Below are 26,636 nucleotides of genomic sequence, written 5' to 3' on the forward strand. Positions count from 1 at the left end.
GTTACGCGTGGACCTACCAACCACCCAGGCACGGTAGGTCCACGCTCAGCCCTGACATACCATCGGTAGCCGTGCCCGACGCCGTGACAGCTTCACCCCAGACTTCGAGTTCGCCGCCTCCTGCTGGTCAGGATGCCCGCGAGCGTTTCCATCGCACGCGATGGGTCGCGATCATCGCCGGCTTGCTCGGCTTCGTGCTCGCACTGGCGACTCCGCTCCTTCCCGTCGTGCAGACGACGGCTTCGGTCAACTGGCCGCAGAACGGCGTGATCGGCGACGTCGAGGCACCGCTGATGGCGCAGGTTCCCATCGACGTCAACGCATCGATCCCCTGTACCGCGGTCAGCTCGTTGCCGGAGGGCGGCGGCATCCTGCTGTCGACGGCACCTGCACAGGGCGACGGCGCGGCACTGTCGTCGATGTTCGTCCGGGTGTCCGCGACGAGCGTCGACGTGCTCGATCGCAACGTCGTCGTCGCTTCGGCGGCACGCGAGGACGTCGAGTCCAGTCGCTGTGGCGCCATCGCGTTCAGCTCCGACGTCAACCGAACCACGGCAGAGTTCGTCGGACTGACCTATCCCGACGGCAACCCGATTCGTGGCCAACTCGACGGTGACTTCCGCCCGCAGGTGGTCGGCGTCTTCAGCGACCTGCCCGACGGCGCTGCCCCCGAGGGCCTCGGCTTCTCGATGACGATCGACTCACGTTTCTCCTCGAGCCCCAGCGTCTTGAAGCTGGTCGCGATGATCGTGGCCGTCCTCTCGACCATCGTCGCGCTGGTCGCCCTGGCTCGCCTCGACGGCACCGACGGCCGCAAGCACCGACGCTTCCTGCCCGCACGCTGGTGGAAGTTCTCCGGTATCGACGGAGTGGTGGTCGGCACGCTCGTCGTGTGGCACTTCATCGGCGCGAACACCGCCGACGACGGTTACCTCCTCACCATGGCCCGAGTCTCACCGGACGCGGGATACATGGCCAACTACTTCCGTTGGTTCGGCGTTCCCGAGGCCCCGTTCGGCTGGTACTACGAAGTGCTGGCCGTGATGGCGAAGATCTCGACCGCGAGCCCGTTCATGCGTCTGCCCGCTCTGCTCGCCGGAATCCTCTGCTGGATGGTCATCAGCCGCGAGGTCGTCCCGCGTCTCGGGCGGGCGGTTCGCCGGAGCAACGTCGCCCTCTGGACCGGCGGTCTGGTGTTCCTGTCCTTCTGGCTGGCGTACAACAACGGTCTTCGCCCCGAACCCATCGTGGCTCTCGGCGCACTGCTCACCTGGTGCTCCATCGAGCGCGCCATCGCCACCGGACGTCTGCTGCCCGCGGCCACGGCAATCTTGATCGGCGCCTTCACTCTTGCCGCCGCACCCACCGGATTGATGTGTATCGCAGCCCTTCTCGCCGGTGTGCGCCCGTTGGTGCGCATCGTCGTCAAGCGTCACCGACTGGTCGGCACCCTGCCGCTTCTCGCTCCGATCGCCGCTGCCGGAACCATCGTGCTGGTGGTCATCTTCGCCGACCAGACCTTTGCCGGCGTCATGGAAGCAACGCGCGTCCGAACGATCATCGGCCCCAATCTCGAGTGGTACCAGGACTTCCTGCGCTACTACTACCTCTTCGTCCAGACGGTCGACGGCTCGGTTGCCCGACGCTTCGCGTTCTTGACGATGATCCTGTGCCTCTTCACGACGCTCTTCGTGTTGTTGCGCCGCGGCCGCGTCCCCGGCGCGGCTACCGGTCCGTCGTGGCGCCTGGTCGGCGTCGTCTTCGGCACGATGTTCCTGATGATGTTCAACCCCACCAAGTGGACTCACCACTTCGGTGCGTACGCGGGCATCGCCGGTTCTCTCGCCGCGCTGACCGCCGTGGCCGTGTCCGCGTCCGCCCTGCGCTCGCGTCGTAACCGGTCGGTGTTCGTGGCCGGACTACTCCTGATGCTCGCGTTGACGTTCGCCGGCATCAACGGCTACTGGTACGTCTCGAGTTACGGCGTGCCGTGGTTCGACAAGACCATCTCCTACGACGGCCGTGAATCCAACACCCTGTTCCTCGCGCTCTTTGCTCTCGCCTTGGCCTTTGCCGCCTGGCAGTACCTGCGTGAGGGATTTGCCGCCCCGCCCGAGAAGCCGAACACGGCCAAGGGCAGACGAATTCGCAAGTTCGCGGCCGCTCCCCTCACCGTGATTGCCGGTCTGATGGTCCTGTTCGAGGTGCTCTCGCTACTCAAGGGTGCAGTGTCGCAGTACCCGGCGTACTCGCTGGGCCGAAGCAACGTCGAGGCACTCGCGGGCAAGACCTGCGGCATGGCCGAGGACGTTCTGGTCGAGACCGACGTCAATTCCGGGAATCTGCGGCCTCTGACCGCTCCCGGATTCAACGCCGAGGATCCGTTGTCCGGCGTTGGTTCGAAGGGCTTCTCCCCCAATGGGGTTCCCAGCGATCTGACTGCGGATTACATCGAAGTCAAGCAGGGCATGGGCAATACCGACAGCCAGAGTGTCGGTCCCACCTTCGCCACCGGTTCCGGCGCCGGAACCAGCGGCGGCACCGGCAACGTCGGCGTCAACGGCAGCACGGCCAAGCTCCCCTTCGGCCTCGATCCGTCGAAGACACCGGTCATGGGCAGCTATCAGCCCGGTGTGCAGGAACCTGCTTCCCTCATCTCGAGTTGGTACGGATTGCCCACTCGCAGTGAAGAATCACCGCTGGTGGTCATGTCCGTCGCCGGGCGTGTGTGGTCCGTCGACAACACCGGTGCGATCACGTACGGCCAGTCACTTCTGGTCGAGTACGGCAAGACTCAGCCCGACGGGACCGTGCAGGTTCAGGGTTCGTACATGCCGCGAGACATCGGACCCGCGCCGTCGTGGCGCAACGTCCGTATCCCGATCGACGAACTCGCGCCGGACGCCGACGCCGTTCGGGTGGTCGCGTTCGATCCCAACCTCACGGGCGATCAGTGGATGGCATTCACGCCGCCGCGCGTGCCCAAGCTCGAGTCCCTGAACTCGTACATCGGCAACGAGCAGCCGGTGCTCCTGGACTGGGCTGTCGGCCTTCAGTTCCCGTGCCAACGTCCGTTCACACATCAGAACGGCGTGGCCGAGATGCCGAACTTCCGCATCCTCCCGGACCGTCCTCTTGCGGTCAGTTCCACCGACACCTGGCAGTCCGCGGACAACGGTGGCCCGCTCGGATTCACCGAGGTTCTTGCCGGTGCGACGACGGTTCCTACGTACCTGAAGGACGACTGGGCGCGGGACTGGGGATCACTCGAGCGCTACGACCGGTACTTCCCGAATGCTGTTCCGGCAGAGGTGGAGACGGGCACCGCAACCCGCTCGGGCATGTGGATGCCCGGCGAGATGCGAGTGCACTAGCCTGCGCTACCTACTCGGGTGACTGCTCGGGTGCGACGTACGGAGACGGCCGAGACCGCTCCGACAACGACGACGCACCCGAGTAGTTGCCCAACGCCTGGCCGTTCGCCGAGCAGCACGACCGCCAGCAGTACGGCAAGTACCGGTTGCATGAGCAGGAGCGTCGCGCCCACCTCGGCGGGAAGCCGAGGGAGCGAGTTCCCCATCAGCATCCAGCCGAACACCTGGCCGACCAGTGCCAGTGCCGCGAGCCAGCCGAACGCTTCCCAGCCCGGGACGAAATCGATCCGGCCCCACAGTGATCCGATGACGGACCCGGCGATGCCCGCGGACGTCGTCGAGATCAACACCTGGCTCGCTGCCCGATCCGCCTCGCCCGTCCGGCCGACCACGAAGATGTAGCCGCCGTAGGCGATTCCGGAGACGAGCGAGAGCGCCGTTCCCCACAGCAAGTCGTCGCCGGTTCCCCCACCTCCGAACACGCCGCCCGCCAAGGCGATTCCCGTGAACATGAACGGCAGGGCGAAGACGAACCGCATCGGCACCCGATGGCCGAACACCAACCAGGACAGTGCGGGCACCACGACCACCTGCACGTTCACGACGACGCTCGCCATCCCCGCGCCGATCATCAGAATCGACTGCGACCACAACGCGAAATCCAGTCCGAGCAGCAGACCGCCGAGCACCTGCAGAACGACTGCCCGCCGGCTCGGCTTGCCCACCCGGCGGTACTCCCGCCACGCCAACCACAACAGCGGCGGCAGGGCCAGGAAGCAACGGAAGAAGACGGCCGTCGAGGGCCCGACATCAGCCAACTTGATGAGGAGCGAACTGATCGAGATCGCGGCTGCGCCTCCGACGACGAGCAATCGAGGGTCGATGCGCCCCCGAGGAGTTCGGGTGGGTGTCGGTGTCTGCGCGGTCGCGGAGGTCAGAGTGGTCACTCGACAATGTTCCTGCCGCTAACTATTCAGCACAAGCAAATGTTCAGACCGTATATTCAGTAGCATTGCTACTGTGTTGAATCTCGAAAGACTCCGCGCCCTGCACGCCGTCGCCGAGAACGGATCAGTGGCGGCTGCCGCCCGCACCTTGCATGTCACACCGTCCGGGATTTCGCAGCAGTTGAACAAGCTCGAGCGAGAGGTCGGTGTTCCGCTCCTCGAACCGCAGGGCCGCGGTGTGCGACTCACAGAAGCGGGCCGCATCCTCGCGCGCCGAACCGCAGAGGTTCTCTCGACGCTCGCCCAGGCCGAGGCGGAAATCGCGTCGCTGCAGAGCGAGGTGACGGGCCGCGTACGTATCGGCGCCCTGGTCTCCCCCAGCAGGACGGTGCTGCCGAGAGCCATCGCCGAAATCAGGCATTCGCACCCGAAGCTCGAAATCACCTTCAACGAAGGCGAATCCGAAGAACTGCTCCCCGCACTGATTCGCCGCGACCTCGACGTCGTGGTGGTCGACAGTTGGAGCACTCTGCCCGTCGAACTTCCCGACGGACTTTCCTTCACGCCCGTGTACGACGACGTGGCGTTGCTCGCTCTCCCGGCGTCACATCCGCTGGCGGAGAACAAGGTCGTCGCGCTCAGCGAGCTGTCCGAGCATGCCTGGGCGACGTGGACCCGGGGAACGGACTTTCACACCTTCACCGTCAGGACCCTGCGCGCGCAGGGGTTCGACCCACGAATCGAGTACGAGGTCGCCGAGTTTCCCACCCAGGTCGAATTCGTCGCTCAGGGCCTCGCCGTCGCTTTGATCCCGCGCCTGGCGAGAGTTGTACCGCCGGAAGGTGTTCGAATGCTCGACACCCTTCCGCCGCTGGGCCGAGACATCTACCTCGCCTGGCGGACCGACAGCGAAAGACCTGCCGTCCTGGCGGCAATAGAAGCGCTACGCCGCCAGTTCGACGCCCTCGGTGACAAGAAGAATTAGAGCGGCATCAAGTTGTGCTTGCGCGGGTTCTTGAAGATCGTCTTGTCCTTGAGCAACTTCAGAGCCTTGCGGATTTCGAGACGCGTCTGCGAAGGCTCGATCACCGCGTCGATGTATCCGCGCTCGGCCGCGATGTACGGCGTCGCGACGAACTCGTTGTAGAAGTTGATCAACTGAGCACGCACCGCGGGTGCGTTCTCGCCCGCCTCGGCGAGCTGACGCCGCCCCATGATGTTGACGGCACCCTCGGCGCCCATCACGGCGATACGAGCGGTCGGCCACGCGAGGTTGATGTCGGCACCGAGCTGCTTGCAACCCATGACGGCATAACCGCCGCCGTACGCCTTACGAACCACCACAGTCACCTTCGGGACAGTGGCTTCGATGTACGCGAACAGGAAACGCCCGCCACGCTTGATGACACCGACCTTTTCCTGATCGACGCCGGGAAGAAAGCCTGGTGTGTCGACGACAAAAACGAGCGGGATACTGAAAGCGTCGCACAGGCGCACAAAATGGGCAGCCTTGTCGGAGCTGTCTGCATCGAGGGCGCCACTGAGGTACGTGGGCTGGTTGGCCACGACACCGACGGGCAGGCCGTCGACGCGGGAGAACCCGGTGATCACGTTGTGCGCGACCTGGGCTCCGATTTCATGGAAGGTTCCGTCGTCGAAGATCCGCAGAATGATGTCGTGCATGTCGTAACCGGCATTGTCGGCATCCGGCATGAAGGCGTTGAGTTCGAGATCCGACTCGGTGATCTCGGGTTCGAGACCCGGGTTGATCAGCGGCGCCTTCTCCGTGCACGAGGACGGCATGAAGCTCAGGTACTCACGCACCCAGTCGAAGGCAGCCTTCTCGTCGGGAGCGACGTGATGGATGTTTCCGTACTCCGCCTGCTTGCGCGCCCCACCCAGATCCTCGAGGCTGACCTCTTCGCCGGTGACCGACTTGATGACGTCGGGTCCGGTGACGAACATGTACGACTCTTCAGTCGCGACCACGACGTCGGTGTTGATCGGTGCGTACACGGCACCGCCGGCGCACTTACCGAGGATGACCGAGATCTGCGGGCAGACACCGGACAAGGGCTCCTGACGTGAACCCATGTTGGCGTACCAGGCCAACGAGGAAACGGCGTCCTGGATTCGAGCTCCACCGGAATCGTTGATACCGACGACCGGGCAGCCCACCTTCAGTGCAAAATCGTTGACGGCTGCGACCTTACGGCCGAACATCTCTCCGGCGGCACCGCCGAACACCGTCTGATCGTGCGCGAACACGGCTACCGGACGCCCGTCGACGGTTCCGTGACCGGTCATGACGCCGTCGCTGTACGGGTTGCCCTCGCCCGCCATCTTCACCAGGGCACCGATCTCGATGAAGCTACCGGGGTCGAGCAACATGTCGATGCGCTGGCGCGGCGTGCTGTGCCCTGCTGCATCGCGCTTGGCAATGGCCCGAGCCGAGCCGGGTTCCTTTGCCTTCTCCAACTTTTCGCGGAGTTCAGCGAGCTTCTCCGCGGTGGTTGTCGTCACTTCTGAACTCCGGTTTCCGCTGCTTTGGTCTGAGCTGTCTCGATCTGGGCCAGCTTGGTGGTGAGGTCTGCCGCAACCTTCGCGATGTACGGCTCGTCGACGATCTGCAGGTGGTCCCCGCCGATGTAGACGACCTCGAGGTTCTTCACGTAGTCACCCCAGCCACCATCTGCCTTGCGGGTCTTGAATGCAGGCTCGAGCGTCATCAGCTCGTCGTGGTACTTGTCAGCCATGTAGAGCACGACGTCGCCGTCGTAACTGCTGAACTCGGCCGTCTGGATGGCGCGATTGTCCAACCACGACGTCCGCTGATGCTCGATGATGCCGCCGGGAATCTTGGCGCCGCTCATCTTGATCATGTCCATCAAGATCTGGATCTGATCCTCGTCGGCTTCGGTGGAAGCCAGAACGTCAAGCGGCAGCGGCACATCCAGGTTGTAGGTGCGCTTGGCGAACTTGCCGTAGCGCTCCCAGCGCTTGCGTCGTTCCGCCTCGGTGTCCGGCACGACCTCGCCGGCCATGACGGTGTCGAGCAGCCCGACCACACGCACGTCGGCGCCCTGCTCGCGCAGCAACTTCGCGACCGCATACGACATCACGCCACCGAACGACCAGCCACACAGCACGTACGGCCCGTCGCCCTGGATCTCACGCAGCAGCGGAACGTAAGCAGCAGCGCGGGTTTCGATCGAGCCCTCGACCCGCTCGAATCCGTACATCGGCGTGCCGGCGGGCAGGCGCTTGAGCAGAGGCTCGTACGTCACCGTCGAACCACCGGCAGCATGGAAGACGAATACCGGTACGGCAGTGGAACCTTCGGGACGGGCACGCAGAGTACGTACGAGTCCGTCGATCTTGCCGTCGTCCTCGAGGTACTGGCGAACGACGTCCGCAAGCTCTTCGATGGTGGTGGAGTCGAGAACGTCGTCGAGAGTGATCTCGCCACCGGCACGCTCGGAAAGCCGAGCAGCAAGCTTCTCGGCGACCTCGTCACCGACGATCGGCAGATCGTTGAAGATGCCCTTGGCCGACTTCCCGGTGACAACCGCCCACGTCGCAAACGTCAAGCGCTCGGCCGCATCTCGCGGCGGAACGTCCGAGCCTGCGTCGTCGGCAGTTCCGGCTCGAGAAGGACCGGAAGGCGCAGCAGCAACCGGAGCAGTGGTAGGCAGTTCCACTGCCACCTCGGCGGGAGCAACGTCCTCGTCAGCAGCGTCGGCCGCCAACTTCTCCGCGGCCTGCTTGTCGGCCATCGCCTGAACCTCTTCGCGATTGTCGATCGCGTAGCGCAGGTACTTGTTGACCTCGTTGAGGCTCGCGTCCTTGACTGCCTGGAGCTGGAGCTGCGGAATGTCGAACTCGTACTCGACGCGGTTCTTGATACGCATCGCCATGAGTGAGTCGAGACCCAGTTCGATGAGCGGAACCTCGGCCGGCAGATCCTCCGGCGAGTACCCCATCGACTCGGCTACCACGATCTTGAGGCGGTCGTCGAGGCTCTGCGAACCGTTCGGATCCCACTTGTCTCCGGCGTCTTCGACGACCTCGGCCAGGGATTCCATCGGCGCACTGGTCTTGACCGGCGCGCTGACGACCAGCTCGGGCAGCGGCTCACCCGACGTGACGACGGCGTCGAAGAGCAGACGGAACGTAGCACCCTCACGAGCGTGCACCTGCACCGACGCTCCACCCGGATGCGGGTTGAGTGTCGTCGTCAGGGTCGCAGCGCCGGCCAGCTCACCATGGGGAACGGCAGCGGTGAGAGCGACATCCGAGAGCACCTGTCCGGCAGCAGCGCTCACGAGCACAGCCAGATCGGTGACGGCGGATGCGTCGACCTCCCACACGTGGCGGCCGTCGGGCAGAGCGACGTGCGAACCGGGTACGCGAGCCGAACCGCCGGCACTGACGCGAATGTCGAGCCAATACGGCTTACGCAGGAATGCGGTACGCGGAACCGAAGCGAAATCGCCTGCGGGAAGCAGAGACTCGAGGTTCACGGCATGGCCGTGCACGTACAGCTGCGCGAGAGCGGCAAGAACACCCGCGGACTCGTCTTCCTTACGCTTGAGCGTCTGGATGAGCTCCATGTCGTGCAGGCCCGAATCGAAAGCGGTAGCCGCCACCGACATCAACGTCACCGGATTGGGTGCAAGCTCGACAAAAGTGGTGTGGCCGTGGGCAACTGCACCGCGTACCGCATTGGTGAAGTACACGCTGTGGCGAAGACCCTTGACCCAGTACGCCTCTTGATGGATCGGCTCGTGACCGGGACGGTAGAAAGTGTCCTTGTCGACGGACGAGTAGACGCCGAGCTTCAACGTGGTCGGCTCGATACCGGCCAACTCCGCGGCAAGCTCGCCGAGCAACGGATCGACCTGTGAGGTGTGGCTGGCACCCTTGGTCTGCAGGACACGCGCCATCTTGCCGTCGGCCTCGGCGTCCGCGACGATCGCCTCGATGTCCGGCTGTGGTCCACCGATCACCGTGTGCGTCGGAGCTGCGTAAACACAGACCTCGAGCTTGGGGTACGTGGGCAGTAGCGCCTCGATCTCGGATGCGCTGTACTCGAGCAGAGCCATCAGACGGATGTCGTCACCGACGAGTGCGCCCTCGGCCTCACCCATCAGCCGTGAACGTGAACAGATCACGCGCACAGCGTCTTCCAGGTTCAGGCCACCGGACACGTATGCGGCAGCGGCCTCACCCATCGAGTGCGGAACCACGGCTTCGGCCTCGGCGCCGTGGTGACGCAGCAACGCGGCCAGACCGACCTGGATGGTGAAGATTCCCACCTGGGCGGTCTCGACGTTGTACTCGATCGAATCGTCGAGGAACATCTCGACCATCGAGTAACCGGCCTCGTCCTGGATCAGCGCGTCGACCTCGTCGACGGCCGCCTTGAAGGCCGAGTTCTCCGTGTAGAGCTGCTTGGCCATCTTGCGGTGCTGCGAGCCGAAGCCCGAGAACACCCACACCGCGCCCTTGGGCGACGGCGAGTCGGCGGAGAAGACTCCTTGAGCAGGCTTGCCCGCGGCGACGGCACGCAGCGAGCTGATGGCCTCGGAGCGCGTCTTCGCCAGAACAGCGGCGCGCGAGCGTCCGTGGTTGCGACGCGCGAGTGTGCGGGCGACGTCGGCGAGGGGCGTCTTGCTTCCCTCTTCGGTTTCGAGCCAGTCGGCCAGGTCAGCGGCTGCGCGGCGACGACGCGACGGCAGCGCACCGGAAACGGCCAGCACAACGGTGCTCTCGTTCTCTGCTGCCGGTTCGTCGACCACCGGGGCATCCACAACCGGTTCATCGACTACCGCGTCGGCAGGCACGTACTCCTTGACCACGACGTGCGCGTTGGTTCCACCGAAACCGAAACCGGAGACACCGGCGACAGCCTTGCCGGTGTAGCGCGGCCAGTCGGTGGCCTCGGGCGTCACCTGCAGGTGCGACTTCTCGAAGTCGATGTGCGGGTTCGGGCCCAGGTAGTTGATCGTCGCGGGAATCTTGTTTTCCTGCATCGCCAGAACGACCTTGATCAGGCCGGCGGCGCCTGCAGCTGCTTCCAGGTGCCCGAAGTTGGTCTTCGCGCTACCGAGCAGTGCCGGCTTGTCGTCGTCACGACCACGACCGACGACACGACTGAGCGCGTCGGCCTCGATGGGATCACCGAGATCGGTACCCGTTCCGTGCGCCTCGATGTAGTCGACGGTGGTCGGCACGATGCCGGCGTCGCGGTACGCGAAACGCAACACGTCGGCCTGGGCATCGGGATTGGGTGCGAGCAGACCGTTGGAACGGCCGTCCTGGTTGACCGCGGATCCGGCGATCACCGCGAGGATGGAATCTCCGTCACGCTCGGCGTCTTCGAGGCGCTTGAGCACGACGAGTCCGCCGCCCTCACTGCGAACGATTCCCTGAGCCTGAGCGGAGAAGGCACGCAGTTTTCCGTCGGGAGCGAGCATCCCGGTCTGATCGAAACCGAGGGTTCCGGGAGGGGCCAGCAGCATGTTGACGCCACCGGCCAGCGCGATGTTGGAGTCACCGCTGCGCAGCGAGCGCACAGCCTCGTGAACGGCAACCAGCGAAGACGAACACGCGGTGTCCAGAGCGATGGACGGTCCACGGAAGTCGAAGAAGTACGAGACCCGGTTCGCCACGATGGCCGTCGACGTTCCGGTCAACGCGTACGGATGCGCCGTCGTCGGATCACTGACCGCGAGCAACTGGTAGTCGTTGGCGGAACTGCCGATGAAAACACCGACCTGCTTGCCCTTGAGCCCACTGGCCGGAATGCGAGCGTGCTCGAGTGCTTCCCATGCGAGTTCGAGTGCGAGGCGCTGCTGCGGATCGACGTTGACGACCTCGAGCGGAGACATCGCGAAGAACTCGGCGTCGAAGCCCTTGACGTCGTCGAGGTACCCGCCCTTGGTGTTCGCGTTCTCGACCGCGGCCTTGATGGCGGGATCCGACATGAACTCGGCCCAGCGGTCCTCGGGGAGGTCGCTGATGCCGTCGCGTCCGGCCGCCAGCATTTCCCACATGTCCGAAGGCGTGTGCCCGGCACCGGGGAATCGTGTGGACAGTCCGACGATGGCGATGTCGTGAGCGTCCGTCAGGCCGCCTGAGACGTAATACGAGGCGTCGACGGTCTCCTCCGGCGCCTCGGGCTCACCTTCGATGATCCGAGTAGCCAGCGAAGCGATGGTGGGGTGTTGATAGGCAACCGTGGCGGTCAGCGTGACGCCGAGCAGATCCTCGATGTCTCCGCTCAGAGCAACTGCGTCCCGCGAGGCGAGCCCGAACTCTTCCATCGGGCGATCGTCCGTGATCGACCCCGCCGGCTGACCGGTCGCGTTGGCGATCCAATTGCGAAGCCACTCACGCAGCTGCGCGACACTCATCTCGCTCACAACGTCTTTGCTCTGCGCACCATCTTGTTCAACCATCAACTCACCAAGCCACCGATCATGAAGGGACTGCTCCTCAAACGCTATCGGGGAATGCGGTCTGCTGATAGCCGCCTCGCAACGTTCCCTCGATATAGCTCGCCTTACACGCGCGGCGAGCGATCTTGCCGCTGGACGTACGCGGAATCGAACCCGCGGGGACGAGCAGGATGTCTCGGGCCGTAACACCGTGACGGGAAGAAATCGCCGCACGCACGGTGTCCGCGATCGGCTGCGGATCGGCCTTGCCTGCGCCGGGAGCACGCTCGGCCACGATGACCAACTGCTCCGAGGAATCGTCGTCGTCGAACTTCAGACCCGAATGCGTATTGGAGAACACGACGGACGGCAGCTGGTTGGCCGGTACGGCAAACGCAGCGATGAAGCCGGGGCGCAGAGCCGGGCTGGCTTCCTGAGCCGAAGCCTCGAGGTCCTGCGGGTAATGATTGCGACCGTCGACGATCACGAGGTCCTTGACGCGCCCGGTGATGTACAGCTCGCCGTCGACGTAGACGCCGAAGTCGCCGGTACGCATCCAGTTGGCATCCGCCGGCGTGCCCTCGGTGTGGCTGTCTTCGCTCAACCGATTGTCCAGCTTGTTGTGGAAGGTCTCCGCCGTCTCGTCGGGGCGACCCCAGTAGCCGATACCGATGTTCTCGCCGTGCAACCAGATCTCGCCGACGTGATTGTCGGGGACCTCGGTCAGCGTCTCGGGATCGACGATCGCCGCCCACTGACTGCGCGAGACGTACCCACAGGAGACCTGCGCGATTGCGTTCTCGGAGTACTGGTCGACGATGACCATGCGTCCCTTGTTGAGTTCCGTGCGGTCGACGTAGATGACCTTGGCCTCGTCGGAATGCTTGGTCGAGGAGACGAAGAGCGTCGCCTCGGCCATGCCGTACGACGGCTTGATCGCAGTCTTGGGCAGACCGTACTGAGCAAAAGCGTCGTTGAACTTGCGCATCGACGACGTCGTGACCGGCTCACTGCCGTTGATCAGACCGATGACGTTGCTCAGGTCCAGGGTCTCGCCGTCCTTCGGCAGGCCACGCGCGGCAGCGTGCTCGAAAGCGAAGTTGGGAGCGGCAGCAAAGGTGCCGGCGCCGTCGGAAACCGCAGCAAGTTCCTTGATCCACCGGTACGGCCGCTGCACGAAAGCGCGCGGGCTCATGATGGTGATGTACTTGCCGCCCAGAGCAGGCAGGATGACCGTCAGCAGGCCCATGTCGTGGAACAGCGGCAGCCACGTGACACCGCGTGAGTCCTCGTTGAGTTCGATGGAGTCGACCATCTGGAGCGCGTTCGTTCCGACAGCACGATGGGTGATCTCCACGCCGGCGGGAACTCGGGTCGAACCCGAGGTGTACTGCAGGTACGCGATGTCGTCGAGTTCGATGTCGGGGCGAACCCACGTTTCACCGACGGTGTCGGGAATCGCGTCGACGGCGATGATGCGCGGACGCTCGGCAGCGGGAAGCGAGCGGAACAACTGTCGAACACCGGCCGCCGACGATGCGGCAGTCAGAATCGCAGTCGGCTTGCAGTCACCGAGAACAGCGTGAAGACGGTCGGTGTGACCGGGCTCGTCCGGATCGAAGAGCGGCACCGCGATGGAACCGGCCTGAATGGCCGCGAAGAACGAAATGACGTAGTCGAGTCCCTGCGGAGCAAGAATCGCGACACGGTCGCCACGCTTGGTGACCTGCTGCAGACGGGCTGCAACAGCGCGCAGACGCACACCGAACTGCTCCCAGGTCAGCTCCAGGGCTTCACCGTCACGCTCGCGTGAGTAGTCGATGTACCGATACGCGAGCTCGTCCGCGTTGACACGCGAGTGTTGCTCGACGTAGTCGACCAGCGTGAAGCCTGGTTGCAGGCGGATCTGGCCCTTCTCGTCGAGAAAGCCATCGAACAGCGCGTTCATTCCATCTCCTCCGAAGCGATCACACAAGCACTGTCTTTCATGCCTGCGCCCCAGACTTCCTTCGCTCTCTCGGGTCCATCTTCGATCAATCGAATCGCACTTTGTGCGCAACTCACCTGAATCACTTCATCGATCCCAAACCATCGATATGTTACAGATTCGCATCGTCCGTATTCTCCGGCCTACTCGCCCGCCAGTAACGGGATGATCGGGGCGAACGCTTCCATCTGCGTCGGGAAGACCCCGACGTACGACATCGACGTCTTCTCGCGGACCAGTCGAATCTGGTCTGCGATTTCCTCGAAAGTGCCCACAGCCAGGTATGGAGAGTTCAACAGCTCCTCCACGCTCAGCTTACGATCCACTTCGATGTTCGGCGGAAAACCTTGGTCCAGAGCGGCGATTGCCATTTCGGCAGCCTGCTCTCGATCGTCGGTGATCATGATCATGGTGATGGTCCAGTTGAGTTCGATCTCATCGAAACGCTCGCCGGCAGCTTCGCGGATCCGCTCGACACGTTCGATGGTCTTTTCCATCGTGATTCCGGAGAGCAGAAGCCGCCCGTCACGGTTCGTCGGTGTGGCGACCGAGATGATGTTCGCGTACTTCGCCGCGAGAGCAAGCATCTTCGGGCCTCCGCCGCCCACGATGATCGGTGGCCGCGGGCCCTGCCGCGGTCGCGGGCTGCCCTTGAGGCCGCGCACCTGATAGTGCTTGCCTTCGAAAGTGCATTCCTGCCCGCGCAGCAGAACGTCGAGAATCTGCAGAGACTCCTCGAGCTTCTCGATGCGAACGCCCGGACTTTCGTAGGCGATGCCGCCCTTGTCGAACTCTTCCTTCATCCAGCCCGCACCGATACCGAGTTCGAGTCGACCACCGGACAGCACGTCGATAGTCGCCGCGTCCTTCGCGAGCACAGCAGGATGACGGAAGCCGTTGGCCAACACGGCGGTGCCGAGACGAATCTTGTCGGTGGCCACCGCGAGCGCTCCGAGAGCGGCGATCGGGCCGACCTGATTACCCAGGTGATCCGGAATCATGAACGAGTCGTAGCCGAGTTCCTCGGCCTTCTGCGCGAGCTTGACGAAGCGTCGCGCACCACCCTCTTCGGCGTTGCCCTCGCCACCGGCCGCAAACCGAAATTTGCGTAGGGCATCGCTGCCGTGGGTGGAACTCATATATCGATCTCCTGTGATGGACACGTACGTCGTACTCGAACTACAAACTCGGACAAATCGAACCTACTCGCCAGTCACTTACGTGACAGCACTGTAGAGGAAGCCCCCGGACCGTGCAGCACTCTACCGGGACCAAACGAGCAGATTACCCGCGAGCGAACTCCCGAGACGCCCGATTGTGACGAATCAACAGTGCGGCGGTGACTCAACTGTGGGGCGGCGTCGGTGCAGCGTCGATCTTCTCCGCAGCCCACTGTGCCATCCATTGGGTGGCCGTCGTGCCGTTCGGATCGACTTGGAAGGAGTTGTACATCGCGTGCACAGGGTTGTTGTAGTACTCGAGCAGTCGCGGCGCCGAACTCAGCCAGTTGGTCGGGTTGAGAGCGGCTGCCGGCGCGTCGCAGATACCGTCGCTCGGCGCGCAGATCTGATAGGTCCGATCGTTGAGGTCACCGAACCCGCCGGGCCTCGGGCCGGTCATCGTGAGACCGGGCAGCTTCAGCCCGTTCAGCGACAGCTCGGCGCCGACACCGGCAACGCTCGGGCCAACGGTGTTCCCGAACGCCGGATCGCGCCGACCGTCGGCGATCAAGCCGACGCCCAGAACCAGATCGGCAGGCACCGCGCCGGTACCGTCGCCGATACTCGCGGCGACGTCACCCGCGATCACCGCGCCCTGGGAAAATCCAGTCAGGACGTAACTCGTGAGCGGGCACTCGGCGTGCCGCTTCATCAGAAAGTCGTTAGTGGCAGCAGTTCCCGCAGCCCGACTGTTGTTGTAGGACTGCTGTCCGTCCGGCGGGATCGCCACCGGATTCGAAAACTGTGCGACATACGGAACGGTGTAGACGTCGGCCCGTGAAGTATCGAACTTCTCCTGCAGAGGACGGGTCACGTTCAGCATCAACGACGCCGGATTGGCCGTCGGGTTGTACGGGTCGTCGGTAGCGCTCGACTCCCACGTACCCGGTATGGCTACTACCTGGACATCGGGGCAACTGGCCGGCTGAGACACCGGAGGCTCCGGGCTCGGCGGGATCGGAGTCGGCGAAGGCACCCGCCCGGCCAGGATGTACCAACCGCCGATCACGACCGCTGCGACCACAAGAATGATCAGCAGCGGGATCAGGCACCCACGACGCTTTCCAGACCTCGCCATGACCCGCGCCTACTTGCAGTAGGTGGCGTTGGCGACGTCGATGTAGATCTGAGCGTTCGCACCTGCCTGCTCGGGAGTGATCTGCTTGCCTTCCGCCGACGCTTCCTGGCCGACGAAGGCGGTCACGAAGGTCAGGACCTCGTCGTCGGTCTGAGGACCGGCAGCGCAGATGTAATTGGCCGTGTTGACGGCGATGCTTCCGTCACCGGCTGGGGTGATGCCCTTCGCCTTCAGTCCGTCGAGGAACTTCTGTGCCTCGGGACTGACCTCGACGACTGTGGGACCCGGGAAGCCCTCGATGCTCTGCGGCTGCTCCGGCGGCGCGGTGGCCGCGGCTCCCGGACTGGTGGGCGCAGCCGACGCCGTCGTGGTCGCAGAGGCGGACGCAGATGCCGAACCGCTCGAGGACGAAGCCGCCGCGGACGTCGTGGTGACCGGATTGGAGGTTGCAGTGGAGTCGTCACTACCGCACGCGACAAGCGCGCCACCGGTGGCGAGCGCCAGGGCGCCGACCGCGATCGCGCGTGCACAGGTGTTTCGGTTACCCGAGAAAAGCGACATCAATGTCCGTCCTTGCCTTCAGTCGAAAGTCCATCAACAGGTTACGCAACGCACGCGGGCGGGCACCGATCCGTGATCGGGCCCGCCCGTCGTGCACCACTGTGAGTTAGTGAACTTCTGTCTTGTCACCGATCACCGTGATGTAGCCGAACTGGAAGTTCTGCTGGACACCACCGGGAATGTCGAACTTGTCACTGATCGGGAATCCGAGTCGTCCACCTTCGTATCCGACGCTCTTCCAACCGTCGAACAGCGGACCGTTCTCGACGGACCATGCACCGGTGCCGGGGCTCCAGTAGATGTTGCCGCCCTCGAACTCGGTGAAGCGTCCGTTGTCCTTGATCGGAACCTCGTTCGACTTCGGGAATCCGAGCCAGCCGTTTTCCCAGCCGAGTTCGCCGTACTTGCCCATGATCATTCCGAGAACCGCGTGAGTTCCGTTGGCGCTGCTGTACATCGCGCCGATCTCGAATCCCTGGACCTTGCCCGGCTTGCCGGGGGTCGCGATCTCGTCGGCAGTCGGGTAGCCGAGCGGGCCACCTTCCCAACCCTGCGTGGACCACTCGGCGAGGATGTCGCCGCTGACGGGGTGAGCGCCGGTCTGCGGGGTCCAGTAGATGGAGCCGTTCTGGAAGTGGTTGAAGCGTCCGCGTCCGTCGGGGGTACCGAGTTCGGGAGTACGCGGGAAGCCGAGCGGGCCGGCTGCTGCTCCGGTGTTCATGTACGCGCCGGCGATACGACCGGCGACAGGCTGGGCGCCCGTTCCACTGGTGAAGTAGATGCGACCGTTGCGGAAGTCCTGTGCCAGGCCACCCGCGACGCTGTACTCGGGGGTGATGCAGTCACCGATCCAGCCGTTGGCTGCGGCCGTCGCACCGATCTCACCCGAAGTGCCGCAAGCCGGCTTCTCGACCTCGACGCCGATGGCGTTGGCCAACTGCGGCCACAGCTGATGAAGCTCGAACTGCCAGTACGGCCACGAGTGGGTTCCTGACGGGCGGTAATTGACCTGCGCGGGGATGCCGAGCTGGTTGAGCTTGGTCGCGAAGGTCTGCGAGGTCAGGCGAGCGAGGATCTCGAGGCCCATACCTGCGTAGTTGGTGCTCACGCCGGGAATTCCCGACGGCTGGTCGTACGGGCCGGTCGTACCGCTACCACTCGAGACGTACAGGCTGACGCCCTTGAGCTTCTCGGCGAGCGCATACGGATCGTGTGCAGCCCACTGCGGGTTGGACGGCGGTCCCCACATCGCGGCGGAGTTGTATCCACCGGCGTCGGTCATCGCGAACTGGATTGCCTGAGGCATGCCGAGCGAGGTGGTGGTGAGGATGCCGGAGAGCGAAGCGGCGAACTTGAAGAAGCCGGGGTTGCGCGCCGTGAGGAACATGGCGGACGTACCGCCCATCGACAGTCCGACGACACCGCGTGTCTGCGTGGTCCGCCAGTCCTTTTCGAGGATGGGGGGCAGTTCCTTGGTCAGGAACGTCTCCCACTGGTAGTTCTTGCCGTTGTCGGGCTGGAGCCAGTCGGAGTAGAAGCTGGACTGACCGCCGACCGGGAGGATGACGTTGACGTTCTTGTCCGCGTAGAAGGACTCGGCGTCGGTCTCGTAGGTCCAGGCGTTCTCGTTGTCGGTCGCGCGAAGACCGTCGAGCATCCAGACCGAGGGGAAGCTGGCCGACGGATTGACGTTCCAATCGCGGGCCAAGAGGATCTGCACCTGAATCGGGGTGCCCATCGCGGGAGAGTTCACCCACAGCGCGACGCGACGCTCGCTGAGCCAGTCGACCTTCGTGACCGCTGCTCCGGTGGGGTTCTGGGTGGCGGCCGGTGCGGCCTGAGCAGGTGCCGGCGCGGCTGCCGCGGTTCCGGCCGTCGTCAAGCCCGCGGCGATCGGCAGAACCAGCATCGCTGCCAGTGCGCCGACGACCTTTGTCCGGAAGGTTGCCCGGGACCGGCGACGGTCCTCCGTGGCAAGGCCTACTCGCATGAGCTCACTCTCTTTCCTTACGTTCGGTCCGCGCGTCGATCGTGTGGCCGCCTGAGCAGCCAGACCCCCGTTGAAACTATTTCTACACGCAAACGATCCCCGCTTGGGGTAGCCGCGCTGTTACTGGTGGTGCAATTGTTACTGACATCGGGCGCTTGTGCAGCACCTGAATACACAAGTGCCGTCCCGGTTCTCCTTCGAGGAGTCCGGAACGGCACTGGTGAAGTGACTAGGTCACGGGATCGCGCACGATCACCAAGCGTTCATGGTGTCGAGGATCTGGCCGCGAGCCTTCCACAGCTCTGCCGACCAGTACGGCCACGAGTGCGTGCCGTTGGACGGGAAGCTGTAGGTGGCCGGGATACCCAGCGAGTTCATGCGGATCTGGAATGCACGAGTGTTGACCAGGGCGAGAGCCTCGAGGCCCATGCCGTTAGCCGTGTTGTAGTAGTCGATCGGTGCGCGCGGGTGGTCGTATTCACCGGGCAGGCCGCTTGCCGACGAGATGTACATCGACAGGCCCTGCAGACGCGGTGCGAAGACGAACGGGTCGTTGCGCAGCCAGGACGGGCTCCACGGCGGTCCCCACATGGAGTCGACGTTGAAGCGACCGGCATCGAGCATTGCGACGCGGATTGCCTCGCGCATGCCCGGAGCCGAGATGTTCAGGTAGCCCGACAGCGAGCCGGCGAACTTGAACTGGTCACGGTGGTAAGCAGCCAGCGTCAGAGCAGCGCTGCCACCCATCGAGAGGCCGAGGACCGCGTTGTTGGTGGGCGAGACGCCGTAGTTCGCGAGGAAGTTGGGCAGTTCTTCGGTGAGGAAGGTTTCCCACTTGTACGTGATCTGCTGGCCGTTGAAGTTCGACGGTGCATACCAGTCGCTGTAGAAGCTGGACTCGCCGCCGACGGGCATCACGAGGGTGATGTTGTCGTTGCGGTACTGGTCCTTCGCATTGGTCTCGAAGCTCCACGCGTTGGCGTCGTTACGCGCACGCAGGCCGTCGAGGAGGTAAAGGGCAGCGTTTCCGCCGCGAGCGGCCCACTGGACCTGGACCTTGATGTTGCCCATCGAGGAGGGCACCCACAGCTCGTCGTATCCGCCGGAGGGGGCGGTGTGGCTGGGAGCAGTGTGCGCAGGCGCAGCAGAGGCGACAGCACTACCGGCAACTCCTGCAGCAAGGGGGAGCACAAGTGCTGCGGCACCGATGGCCAACGCTCGGTGCTTGAGGCGCTGGGTCAGCCTCTTTCTGGCAAAACGCATGGATACTGCTCTCTCTCTTCGTCTGCGGAACCCACTCGGTGGAGTGGTTCCGGCGGATTCCGTCGGGGAACAGGCTTTTCTGCCAGCCCGAACGAGTTCGGGTCGGCAGCGGACCTCTTCCAAGTCACACTGCGCTCGCTGGACTTTATGTCACAGGTTCAGCTGTGACAAATAGGTGGACCGTTACGTCCCAATCCGCGAGCAACACCGTCATCACCCCTCGGGGGTGATTCAGGTTAGGTGAATCGTCTTCGAGTACATCGTGGCCAATCAATTCGGCGTTACTGAATCGAAATATTCAAACCCTCAACAGTCGGTGATGCTGATCACATCACCTGGGTGACTCCGGTGGAACGAGACCGCAGCGTTCCAATTCGTAGGCCGGAACCCGGTCGAATCGGTACTTCGCGAAGTCGAATGCCTGCTGGAAGTTCTGTTTGAATCTGGCCCAGGTCAGCTCGGAGCGGTACGACGTGAGCAACTCCTGCGTTTCCGGGCAGGTGATGGCCAGCTTTGCGTCCGCAACCCAGTCTTCGTCGAGGAAGAACGGCAGCCACGGTCGAACGTCGATCATTCCCGTGTCCGCGACCACCCAGTCCGGATAGAGATTCTTGTCGTGCCCGATCCGGCCGTCCTCGAGTCGCTTGGTGTGAGCTGCCAGAGGGTACGCCAGCCCCATCTGATCGAGCACCCGAACGTCGAGGCCGACGTTCATGCTCGTCATTCCGAGGTTGAGGAAGAAGACGACGTGCTCGGCCGGCTCTTCGATCGGTCCGGGTGGTGGGACGACGAACCAGGAGTCGTAGCTCGCGGACGGCAGCAGCAGCCCACCCTCCGGGGTCCGCGCGATGGTCTCGACCATGGCACGCATTCGCGGATAGTCGAGGTAGTCCTCGGCCAGGATCGGATGCTTGTGACCGGTGTTGAGTGCGTAGAACGCTCGCTCGTCGACGATTCCCGAGCGACCCACCACGGATCCTTCGGGCATACCCGTCGTGTTCGCGGCGAAGAAGGCCCAGATGATCGTGCCGATCCACAGCACCGCCGAGACTCCGAAGATCGCGGTGTCGCGATTACTTCCGAACGCTGCCCGCGCCGGCACCCGCAACGGAATGACCGCCACCGGGATGAGCAGGCAGAACAGCACCGGCAACAGGACGCGGCCGTGCATGAAGTCGCCGCCGACGCGCAGAGAGTAGATCCCGAGGATCAGCCCACTGCCGAGAATGAAGGTGACAATCGCCCGCGGCGTGCGCAGAAACTGCTGAAAGCGCTGCCACAGCGGGCGTGCGGGTTGATCTGCGGTAGCGGTAGGTGTGTCCGCTCGGCTTCGCCACACGAGCAGCAGCGCACCGATGAGCAGGAACAGCAACGGCAACCAGAGCAGGTACGGCCCGACCAGGTTCCACAGGTACGCAAAACCCTGCGCCCACTTCGCGCCACCGGCGTCCTTCGACACCGCGGTGTTCGGGTACGGCAAGGCGTAATAGCCCATTCGCCAGATCTGATAGCCCACCGGGACAAGTCCGGCGACGACGACGATCAGTGTGCGAATCTTCCAGGTCAGGCCTGCGGAGAGAACGATCATCATCAACGCGGCAGCACCGGGAATCGCCATCTCGGGTCGAACCAGTGGTCCGAGTCCGGCCACGAACGAGAGAGTCAGGATCGACGCCGTGGACGGCGTCGACGCCTGCGCCCACCGAACGAGCAGTACCCACAGGAGCGCGATCCAGAAGATCACCAAGCATGTCTCGAGCCCGGAAGTGGCGAAATCTCGCGCAGGCGGAACCGCGATGTAGACGAGAACACCTGCCGGTACCAGCAGGATCGTTCCGCCCGCCGACGGCCGAACGCCGCGGTACAGACGACCGGTGCCGAGCATCGCCAACACGACGGCAGCAGTCGAGAGTACGAGCGCGATCGTCAGAACAACGTATTCGAGACGGATCTGCGTGAGCCAACTGAACGCGTAGACGATGTACGTCCACGCGGTACTCGTGTTCGCCTCGACACGCTCACCCGCGTTGAAGACCGGGCCGTTCCCCGCAAGCAGGTTGCGGACGGTTCGCAAGACGATGAGTCCGTCGTCGGCGATCCAGCGACGCTCCCACGCACCCCAGAACATGAGGGCAGCAGCAAGCACCACCCCGCCGAGAAAAACTCCTCGACTGAGGGTGGTGCGATTCGCCGCAGTGTCGACGTGCGGGTCGGCCTCGGTGCGTGGCTCAGACGAGGTAGACAGCGACACCCACTACTCCGATCCACGCAATCGCGAGGAGTTGCAGCACCCGGTCACCGAGCGCGATCTCCTCAGGCTCTCCGGCTTCGCCGCCGTCGACGTCCACCGCGTATCGCAGCACCGCGATGGTGAACGGCACCATCGAGATGGCGTACCAGTTGGTGCCCTTGATGGCGTCCTGCTGGAACGCCCACAGTCCGTAGCAGAGGACCAGCGTCGTCGCTGCCATCGTCCACACGAAACGCAGGTACGTCATCGTGTAGCTCTCGAGGGACTTACGGATCTTCGCGCCGGTCTTCTCGGCCAACTGCAATTCGGCGTAGCGCTTGCCTGCCGCCATGAAGAGTGAGCCGAACGCCATCATCAGCAGGAACCACTGCGAGAGATCGATCTCGGCGGCAACGCCACCGGCGATCGCTCGAAGCAGGAAGCCGGACGAGACGATGCAGATGTCGATGACGGCCTGATGCTTGAGACCGAAGCAGTAGGCGAGCTGGATGACGATGTACACGCCCATGACCACGGCGAGTTGCCAGTTGGCCAGGAAGGACAGCCCGATCGCACCGGCAAGCAGCACGACTGCCATGCCGTAGGCGATGTTGACGGGTAGAACTCCGGCCGCGATGGGACGGAATCGCTTCGTGGGGTGAGCACGGTCGGCTTCGACATCCATCGCGTCGTTGACGAGATAGATGCCTGATGCCGCCATACAGAACACGACGAACGCCAGCGCGACGGGCAACAGCACGTCGGCTTCGGTGGCGGTTCCGGCCGCGATGGGCGCTGCCAGCACAAGGACGTTCTTGACCCACTGACGTGGGCGAAGCGCCTTGACGATGCCGGCGGGCAGGGACTTCGGGGGTCCGCTGACCGTAGCCGGTTCCTCGCTCATTTATCTCCACATTTCTGTTCGGCTCTGGCTTCTTCGACCCGGCGAACTACCGCCGCGGATGCGGCTCCCAGTGCCGCTCCGGCGAGTACGTCGGTCGGGTAGTGAACTCCCAGGACCAGACGCGAGAGCATCATCGGGGGCACCAGCAACGCCGGTAAGGGTAGCCCGGTGAGCCGACCGATCAGCACAGCCGCCGCCGTCGTCGACGTCGCGTGTGATGACGGGAAGCTGAGCTTGCTCGGTGTCGAGACGTTGACCTGCACCGAAGGATCGGAAGGTCGCTTGCGCCTGACCACTCGTTTGATCACCACGGAGGCGGCGTGTGCACCGAATGCTCCGACGGCTGCTCCGGCCCATTCACGTCGACGCGGCTTGTCCACAGCAGCACCGACGGCAGCGATCGCGATCCACCCGAGGGAGTGCTCACCGAAGTGAGACATACCGCGGGCGACCTTGACGGCTCCCGGCAGCTGCCCGACGGTCGACTGAATCCCGGCCAGAATCTGTACTTCAGGAGATGCCGAAGACACGTTCCCACCTTTCCGTGCTGGTCAGTGAAGGAACGGCGTCCTGGTACTGCTTCTTGAGCTCAGGGAAACGCGCGGCGAGTTCGCGTCGCAAACGCATGGCTTCCTTGAGCAGTTCAAGTGCCTGCTTGGGGTTGCGCTTGCGGTAGACGACGCCACGACCGTCGGCGGTGGTGACGGTGACCCCGTCGACCTGCGAGAGCAGATACCACCTGGCGTCGATGGTCGGCACGTTGAGCTGAGGACGCTCGTGATGCTCGGGGTGCGCGGGCTTGAGGTTGTGTACCACGGCCTTGCCGACGCGGACGATCTTCGCGACGGGGTTGGTCGGCGCGCTGACGTCCCCGACTTCGGCGCCGGAGGGCAGCGGTAGTGCGGTTGCCGAGGGCACCACGACGGCGTCGGGGTACTCCTTGCGCTGGGCGTGAACCTCACCGAGTGCGGTGGGCAGCATGTTCGCGACGTGTTCCGGTCCGGCGAGGAAGTCCGCGATGGCCTTGTTCTGGATCGCGACGGTGGAGTACTCGAGGCACAGCAGGTGCTTGAGAGTCGCCTTCACCGTGTTGACGACAAGGCCGCGGCCGTTGCCCGGCATGTGGAGCGCGGCCACCACCAGACGGTTACGGAGGTGGAAGTACGCCTGCCAGTCGATGGCGTCGTCCTTGTCGCTCCACGCCATGTGCCAGATCGCGGCACCAGGCAACGTGACGGTCGGGTATCCGGCTTCCTTTGCGCGCAAACCGTATTCGCAGTCGTCCCACTTGATGAACAGTGGCAGCGGCTGCTTGAGCTCTTCCGCGACCTGGCGCGGGATCATGCACATCCACCAACCGTTGAAGTCGACGTCGATGCGACGGTGCAGCAGTTTCGAATCTCGCAGCGAATTCTTGGAGAAGTCGTGGTCGTATTCGACGTTCGGCGCGGCAGACCACATGAAGATCCCGCGGTTGACCACTTCACCCATCACGTGAAGGTGGCTACGTTCCTGAAGGTTGAGCATCTGCCCACCCACCAGCATCGGCGACTTCGCGAAGCGCGAGAAAGCAAGCGCACGAAGGATCGAGTCGGGTTCGATCTCGATGTCGTCGTCCATGAACAGGATGTGCTGGCACTGCGTGGTCTTGAGCGCCTCGTACATGATTCGGCTGTATCCGCCGGAGCCACCGAGGTTGCCCTGATCGTGAATGGCGAGCCGATCACCAAGTGCTGCAGCAGCTTCGGCGAACCCGGGCTCGTCACGCACCTTACGAGTGCCCTGATCCGGCATGATGACGGCCTTGATCACGTCCGACACCAGCGGATCCGAGGACAACGCAGCCAGCGCCTTGACAGCGTCGGTCGGGCGATTGAACGTCGGAATACCAACGGCGACCGTCGCTTCGCCGGGAGCCTCGACGGGCGCGTACCAGCCGCCGCTCTCGACGACTACGGCCGTATCGGTGGTGATGTCGAACCAGATCCAGCCGCCGTCCTCGAACGGTGCCAGCTCCACCTCGAGTTCGACCGCGGCATCACCGTCGGCAAATTCCTTGCCTTCCACGTGAATTCGCGAGGAGTCCGCCTTGGAACGGTAGACATCCACGCGGCCGTGTCCGGACAGTTCGAGTCGAAGGACCACAGATTTCAGGATGGACCATCGACGCCAGTAGCTGGCGGGGAACGCGTTGAAGTACGTGGCGAACGAGACCTCGGTCTCGGCACCGAGCGCGACGGACGTCCTCGAGGTGGAGTGAGCCCGACGACTGTTGGTCGAAGCTTCCTCCAAGTACAGCGTGCGGACGTCGAGAGGTTCGCCGGCGCGGGGAAGGATGATCCGAGAGAGCAGGGACTTGCCGAGGTAGGTCACCTCGTCGCCGGTGACGGCATCTTCGCCTTCGAGTAGATGACGTGCGTTCATTCGCTCTCCCCTGCCAATTCCGCACCCGTTTCGAGATGCGGGCGCAGGGTGTTCTCGAACATCGTCAGCGCGCTGGCGATCGCCATGTGCATGTCCAGGTACTGGTAGGTGCCGAGACGCCCACCGAAGAGGACCTTGTTCTCCGCGGTCTCCTTCTTGGCGCGTGAGCGGTACGCGGAGAGCTTCTCACGATCCTCCGGAGTGTTGATCGGGTAGTACGGCTCGTCCTTCGCCTCCGCGGCACGTGAGAACTCACGCATGATGACGGTCTTGTCGGTCGGGTACTCGCGCTCCGGATGGAAGTGACGGAACTCGTGGATTCGGGTGAACGGCACGTCGGCGTCGTTGTAGTTCATGACCGGGGTGCCCTGGAAGTCTCCGGTGGGCAGAACCTCGGTCTCGAAATCGAGGGTGCGCCATCCCAGTGCACCTTCGGAGTAGTCGAAGTAGCGGTCGAGCGGGCCCGTGTAGATGACGGGTGCGTCGGGGCTGTCGGTACGCAGTTCGTCGCGGACGTCGAAGTAATCGGTGTCGAGGCGGACCTCGATCTTCGGATCCTTCGCCATGTTCTCGAGCCACGCCGTATATCCGTCGACGGGCAGGCCCTCGTACGTGTCGTTGAAGTAGCGATTGTCGAAGTTGTAGCGGACCGGCAGGCGGCTGATGTTCGCCGCGGGCAACTCGGTGGGGTCGGTCTGCCACTGCTTAGCCGTGTAGTCACGCACAAATGCTTCGTAGAGCGGGCGCCCGATCAGGGAGATCGCCTTCTCTTCGAGGTTGGAGGCGTCCTTCGAATCGATCTCGCTGGACTGTTCGGCGATGAGGGCGCGTGCTTCTTCGGGAGTGAAGTACCGACCGAAGAACTGCGACACGAGACCGAGTCCCATCGGGAACTGATACGCCTGCCCCTTGTGCAGCGCGAAGACGCGGTGCTGGTAGTTCGTGAACTCAGTGAACTGGGTGACGTAGTCCCAGACCTTCTTGTTGGAGGTGTGGAACAGGTGGGCACCGTACTTGTGGACCTCGATGCCGGTCTCCGGCTCTGCCTCCGAGTATGCGTTCCCCCCAAGGTGGTGACGGCGATCCAACACCAGCACGCGCTTACCCAGCTGGGTAGCGGCACGCTCGGCGATGGTCAGCCCGAAGAATCCCGAACCGACGACGATCAGGTCGTACTGGGCACGGACGGTCTCTGAATTTGCAGCGGTCACGATGA

At 63.8% G+C, this 26,636-nt stretch carries 16 protein-coding genes; 2 read left to right on the forward strand and 14 right to left on the reverse strand.

Going from position 1 to position 26,636, the window contains the following annotated elements; genetic code table 11:
• The first annotated feature begins 71 nt into the window (after positions 1-71).
• Positions 72-3,374 (forward strand): arabinosyltransferase domain-containing protein, encoded by a 3,303-nt coding sequence (locus QRN54_RS15430; protein ID WP_075831810.1) that lies wholly within the window; start codon positions 72-74, stop codon positions 3,372-3,374.
• Here QRN54_RS15430 and QRN54_RS15435 read toward each other — a convergent pair.
• Positions 3,371-4,321 (reverse strand): DMT family transporter, encoded by a 951-nt coding sequence (locus QRN54_RS15435; protein ID WP_075831808.1) that lies wholly within the window; start codon positions 4,319-4,321, stop codon positions 3,371-3,373. The two genes, QRN54_RS15430 and QRN54_RS15435, sit on opposite strands and share 4 nt — an antisense overlap.
• A gap of 73 nt (positions 4,322-4,394) precedes the next feature.
• Between QRN54_RS15435 and QRN54_RS15440 the strand changes: the two genes are divergently transcribed.
• On the forward strand, positions 4,395-5,306 hold the full coding sequence (locus QRN54_RS15440; protein ID WP_285182372.1) for a LysR family transcriptional regulator: 912 nt from the start codon (positions 4,395-4,397) through the stop codon (positions 5,304-5,306).
• Here QRN54_RS15440 and QRN54_RS15445 read toward each other — a convergent pair.
• The 13 genes from QRN54_RS15445 to glf form a co-directional block, all read right to left on the reverse strand.
• Positions 5,303-6,844: an acyl-CoA carboxylase subunit beta gene (locus QRN54_RS15445; RefSeq protein WP_285182373.1), complete on the reverse strand. Its 1,542-nt coding sequence runs from the start codon at positions 6,842-6,844 to the stop codon at positions 5,303-5,305. The two genes, QRN54_RS15440 and QRN54_RS15445, sit on opposite strands and share 4 nt — an antisense overlap.
• Positions 6,841-11,784 carry a polyketide synthase Pks13 gene (pks13, locus tag QRN54_RS15450; protein ID WP_285182374.1) on the reverse strand — a complete coding sequence of 1,648 codons (4,944 nt, stop codon included), beginning with the start codon at positions 11,782-11,784 and terminating at the stop codon, positions 6,841-6,843. Before pks13 ends, QRN54_RS15445 begins: the two co-directional genes overlap by 4 nt.
• Before the next feature lie 37 nt (positions 11,785-11,821).
• Entirely contained in the window at positions 11,822-13,711 is a 1,890-nt protein-coding gene (gene fadD32 / locus QRN54_RS15455; RefSeq protein ID WP_003943899.1) for a long-chain-fatty-acid--AMP ligase FadD32, read from the reverse strand.
• A gap of 182 nt (positions 13,712-13,893) precedes the next feature.
• Entirely contained in the window at positions 13,894-14,889 is a 996-nt protein-coding gene (locus QRN54_RS15460) for an LLM class F420-dependent oxidoreductase (protein ID WP_285182375.1), read from the reverse strand.
• A gap of 205 nt (positions 14,890-15,094) precedes the next feature.
• Positions 15,095-16,048 carry a cutinase family protein gene (locus tag QRN54_RS15465; protein ID WP_003943848.1) on the reverse strand — a complete coding sequence of 318 codons (954 nt, stop codon included), beginning with the start codon at positions 16,046-16,048 and terminating at the stop codon, positions 15,095-15,097.
• A gap of 9 nt (positions 16,049-16,057) precedes the next feature.
• Positions 16,058-16,609 carry a DUF732 domain-containing protein gene (locus tag QRN54_RS15470; protein ID WP_003943980.1) on the reverse strand — a complete coding sequence of 184 codons (552 nt, stop codon included), beginning with the start codon at positions 16,607-16,609 and terminating at the stop codon, positions 16,058-16,060.
• 106 nt (positions 16,610-16,715) lie between these two features.
• Complete coding sequence (locus QRN54_RS15475) at positions 16,716-18,599, reverse strand: alpha/beta hydrolase-fold protein (RefSeq protein ID WP_277377842.1); 1,884 nt, start codon at positions 18,597-18,599, stop codon at positions 16,716-16,718.
• A 252-nt stretch (positions 18,600-18,851) separates the two neighbouring features.
• Positions 18,852-19,862, reverse strand: a complete 1,011-nt coding sequence (locus QRN54_RS15480; protein WP_003943835.1) for an alpha/beta hydrolase — start codon at positions 19,860-19,862, stop codon at positions 18,852-18,854.
• 331 nt (positions 19,863-20,193) lie between these two features.
• The gene (locus tag QRN54_RS15485; RefSeq protein ID WP_285182377.1) at positions 20,194-22,113 is read right to left on the reverse strand and encodes an arabinofuranosyltransferase AftB family protein; all 1,920 of its coding nucleotides are present in this window, start codon (positions 22,111-22,113) and stop codon (positions 20,194-20,196) included.
• Complete coding sequence (locus QRN54_RS15490) at positions 22,091-22,996, reverse strand: decaprenyl-phosphate phosphoribosyltransferase (RefSeq protein WP_003943808.1); 906 nt, start codon at positions 22,994-22,996, stop codon at positions 22,091-22,093. Before QRN54_RS15490 ends, QRN54_RS15485 begins: the two co-directional genes overlap by 23 nt.
• Positions 22,993-23,526, reverse strand: a complete 534-nt coding sequence (locus QRN54_RS15495; RefSeq protein ID WP_003943893.1) for a phosphatase PAP2 family protein — start codon at positions 23,524-23,526, stop codon at positions 22,993-22,995. The genes QRN54_RS15490 and QRN54_RS15495 overlap by 4 nt, the downstream gene beginning before the upstream one ends.
• A complete protein-coding gene (locus tag QRN54_RS15500; RefSeq protein WP_003943981.1) occupies positions 23,507-25,420 on the reverse strand; it encodes a glycosyltransferase in 1,914 nt (637 codons plus the stop codon). Before QRN54_RS15500 ends, QRN54_RS15495 begins: the two co-directional genes overlap by 20 nt.
• Positions 25,417-26,631: a UDP-galactopyranose mutase gene (gene glf / locus QRN54_RS15505; RefSeq protein WP_285182378.1), complete on the reverse strand. Its 1,215-nt coding sequence runs from the start codon at positions 26,629-26,631 to the stop codon at positions 25,417-25,419. Before glf ends, QRN54_RS15500 begins: the two co-directional genes overlap by 4 nt.
• Positions 26,632-26,636 lie beyond the last annotated feature (5 nt).

Source organism: Rhodococcus sp. MEB032 (assembly GCF_030208925.1).
GTDB lineage: Bacteria > Actinomycetota > Actinomycetes > Mycobacteriales > Mycobacteriaceae > Rhodococcus_F > Rhodococcus_F qingshengii.